The sequence below is a fragment of the Nocardioides sp. genome (genome assembly GCF_034670285.1).
Classification (GTDB): Bacteria; Actinomycetota; Actinomycetes; order Propionibacteriales; family Nocardioidaceae; genus Nocardioides.
In genome coordinates this window covers 1-3408 of record NZ_JAXMNS010000401.1, presented here as the reverse complement: position 1 = coordinate 3408, position 3408 = coordinate 1, and the positions used below count along the sequence as shown (strand labels likewise).

The window sequence follows — 3408 nt, the reverse complement described above, 5'->3', positions numbered from 1 at the left end:
GGGTCCGGGTTGGCCAGGGCGAAGACGATCGCCCGGTCGGCCATGTCCTTGATCCACTCGGGGTCGAGGATGTTGGGGGCGCTGACGCCGATGAAGACGTCCGCGCCGAGGAGTCCGGTGTGCAGGTCGCCGGTGATCCCTCGCGGGTTGGTGGCCGCGGCGAGGGTGGCCTTGGCCGGCGGGAGGTCCGTCATGCTCGCGGCCAGGCAGCCCTCGCGGTCCCACACGACGACGTCGGGCACGCCGGCGGCGAGCAGCAGGGTCACGATCGCTGAGCCGGCGGCACCAGCACCGGCGACCACGACGCGGGCAGCGGTGAGGTCCTTGTGCACGACCCGCAGCGCGTTGGTGAGCGCGGCGAGGACGACGATCGCCGTGCTGGTCGTCGTGGAAGACCGGGATGTCGAGGCTCTCGCGCAGGCGGCGCTCGATCTCGAAGCAGCGAGGCGCGGCGATGTCCTCGAGGTTGATGCCACCGAAGCCCGGGGCGATCATCTCCACCGCCCGCACGATCTCGTCGGTGTCCTGCGAGGCCAGGCAGATGGGCCAGGCGTCGATGTCGGCGAACCGCTTGAACAGCGCGGCCTTGCCCTCCATCACGGGCAGCGCGGCACCGGGGCCGATGTTGCCGAGGCCCAGGACGGCCGAGCCGTCGGTGACCACGGCCACCGAGTTGCCCTTGATCGTCAGCCGCGGGATGTCCTCAGGGTTCTCGGCGAGCGCCAGGCTGACCCGCCCGACACCCGGGGTGTAGGCCATCGAGAGGTCGTCGCGGTTCTTCAGCGGCACCTTCGAGGCGACCTCGATCTTGCCGCCGATGTGGAGCAGGAAGGTGCGGTCGCTGACCTTGTAGACCTCGACGCCCTCGACGGCGTCGGCTGCCACGACGAGAGCCTCGGAGTGCTCGGCGTCGCCGGCCGAGCAGGTGACGTCGAGCACCAGCTTGTCGTGGCTGGACTCCGCCACGTCGATGGCGGTGACGATGCCCCCGGCCGCAGCGATCGCGGTGGCCACCGAGCCCACCACCGCGTGGTCGGGCACCGTGTGGAGGCGCATGGTGATCGAGTACGACGAAGGAGTTGCTGAGCGGCCCATCTGCTCACCTTCGACCCGAAGCCCGGTGACGAGCAAGTAACAAAGGACTCAGGAGACGCCGAGGTGGTTGAGCAGGTTCTTGGAGAACCGGTCGCCCATCTGCGCCATCACGCCCTTCATCGTCGAGCGCACGGCCCCGCCCGAGAGCTTGGGCAGCGGGAGGTCGACGCAGATCTCGAGGCTCGTCTTCAGCAGCACGCTGTCGCCTGAGACGCCGTGGTCGGAGAGGTCGTACCACCCGTGCACCCCGGCGCGCTCGTGCGAGTCGGACGGCGGGTCGTGGGTGAACTCGATGCGACGGCCCTCGTCGAGCGTCATCTTCTCGGTGAAGGTCGCGCCGAAGCCCTTGCCGGCGACCTTGAGCCCCGAGAGCGTCCAGATCCAGTCGCCGTCCTTCTCCTCGATGGAGGAGACGAACGGCGTGAAGCGGGCGACCAGGTCGGGGTCGATGAGGACCTCCCAGACCCGCTCGCGCGCGACGGGGACGACGGCCTCGGCGGTCGTGGAGGCAGTGAAGGTGGTCATCAGTCGAGGGCCTTCTCGATGTCGGCGGCCAGGTCGGCCGGGGCCACGGTGGGGGCGTAGTCGGCGACGACGGCTCCGTCGGAGCCGATGAGGAACTTGGCGAAGTTCCAGGCGATCGGCGCGTCGGGCGTCGCCGACTGCTCCGAGCGGAGCCAGTCGAAGAGCGGGTGGGCGTTGACGCCGTTGACGTCGACCTTGCTCATCATCGCGAAGGTGACGCCGTAGTTCTTCTCGCAGAACGCGCCGATCTCGGCCTCGTCGCCGGGCTCCTGCGCGCCGAACTGGTTGCACGGGAAGCCGAGCACGGCCAGGCCGCGCTCGCCGTACTGCTCGTGGAGGGCCTGGAGGCCTTCGTACTGCGGCGTGAGCCCGCACTGCGAGGCGGTGTTGACGACCAGGACGACCTTGCCGAGGTAGTCGGCGAGGTCCACCTCCTGGCCGTCGAGCCCGAGGGCCTGGAAGTCGGCGAGCGTCGTCATGGCGTGGAGTCTGCCAGGCACTTCATGAGCGGTCCGAGGCCGACCAGGCCTGGCTCCAGCGGCTGGCGAAGGCGATCTCGGCCAGCGGCTTGCGCTCACGCGGTCGCTCCTCGCGGGCGCGGTCGTCGGCGCTGACCTCCTCGAGGCGCGGGTCGCCGGGCTCGAGGTGGACGCCGATGGCGATCCCCGTCATCAGGGCGACGTGGTCGGGCACGCCCAGCTCGGCGGCGGCGCTCGCGTGGTCGAAGCCGGCGAACTGGTGGGCGTGCAGCCCCATCGAGCGGGCCTGGAGGGTGATGTGGGCCGAGGCCTGCCCGAGGTCGTGGCGGGCGTAGTCGGCACTCTTGGGTCCGCGACCGTCGGGCGCGGGGCCGACCTGGGTGCCGGCGACCAGGATCAGCGAGGCCCGCGGCACCCAGCCGGCGTTGCCGCGGCTCAGGTGGGCGATGAAGGCGGTGTGCGCCTCGGTGCCGCGCGGAACGACGACGTACCCCCAGGGCTGGCTGTTGCCGGCGCTCGGCGCCCACTGCGCAGCGCTCAGCAAGGTCTCGATGTCGCTGTCGGCGAGCACGTGGTCGGCGTCGAAGACGCTCGGGCTCCACCGCGAGCGCAGCGGCTCGGCGAGGCCCTCGGCGCCCGGCATCGGGGCGTGCGGGCTACTCATGACTCGTTCCACACGGTGTCGGTGGCGCCGGCGACGTAGTCGAGGAAGGCGCGCTCGGCGGCGGGGTCCTGCTTGCGCTGGAAGGGGTACGTCGTGGGCCGGGTGGCGCGGTCGTGCCAGAAGTGGTGGGTTCCGGTGGAGTCCGGGCGGGTCGCGACCAGCCAGACGGACGTGTCCGCACCGGAGTCGGGACGGCGCAGCAGGCGTCCGAGCACCTTGTCGAAGCCGGGGAGGCTGTCGGAGACGCCGGGGGTCTTGACCCAGCCGGGGTGGGTGCTCTCGATCGCGACCTGGCCCCCGCGCAGGCGGCGGCTCCAGGCGTTGGCGAGCACGACCTGCATGCGCTTGGTGCGGGCGTAGCCGCGGACGCCGTCGTAGTCGCCGTCGCGGTACTCGATCTCGTCGGGGGTCGAGCGCAGCCCCGCGGAGTACATGCCGCCCGACGACATGATCACCACCGTGCCGCCCGCTCCTGCGCCGAGGACCGGCAGCAGCCGCTCGATCATCAGGTGGGGCCCGAGCACGTGCACGGCGAGCGCCATCTCGTGGCCCTGCGCGCTCTCGGTGCGCTCGGGCACCATCACGCCGGCGTTGTGCACGAGGCCGTGCAGCTCGTCGATGCGCGAGGAGAGGTCGTCGGTCCAG

Annotated in this window: 4 protein-coding genes and 2 pseudogenes; all 6 read right to left on the bottom strand. The window is 71.2% G+C overall.

The genetic code is table 11. The annotated features are described in order from the left end of the window. A partial coding sequence (locus VOI19_RS16630; RefSeq protein ID WP_323794074.1) for a malic enzyme-like NAD(P)-binding protein occupies positions 1 to 332 on the bottom strand: 332 nt, incomplete at its 3' end. A gap of 142 nt (positions 333 to 474) precedes the next feature. Then, positions 475 to 759: pseudogene (locus VOI19_RS16625) on the bottom strand (NAD-dependent malic enzyme); the annotation flags it as partial. Between the two features lie 384 nt (positions 760 to 1143). Further along, the gene (locus VOI19_RS16620; RefSeq protein ID WP_323794073.1) at positions 1144 to 1620 is read right to left on the bottom strand and encodes an SRPBCC family protein; all 477 of its coding nucleotides are present in this window, start codon (positions 1618 to 1620) and stop codon (positions 1144 to 1146) included. Further along, positions 1620 to 2099 carry a glutathione peroxidase gene (locus tag VOI19_RS16615; protein WP_323794072.1) on the bottom strand — a complete coding sequence of 160 codons (480 nt, stop codon included), beginning with the start codon at positions 2097 to 2099 and terminating at the stop codon, positions 1620 to 1622. The genes VOI19_RS16620 and VOI19_RS16615 overlap by 1 nt, the downstream gene beginning before the upstream one ends. A 22-nt stretch (positions 2100 to 2121) precedes the next feature. Further along, positions 2122 to 2763, bottom strand: a complete 642-nt coding sequence (locus tag VOI19_RS16610) for a nitroreductase family protein (protein WP_323794071.1) — start codon at positions 2761 to 2763, stop codon at positions 2122 to 2124. Next, positions 2760 to 3408 (bottom strand): annotated as a pseudogene (locus VOI19_RS16605) (dehydrogenase); the annotation flags it as partial. The pseudogene VOI19_RS16605 and the gene VOI19_RS16610, both read right to left, overlap by 4 nt.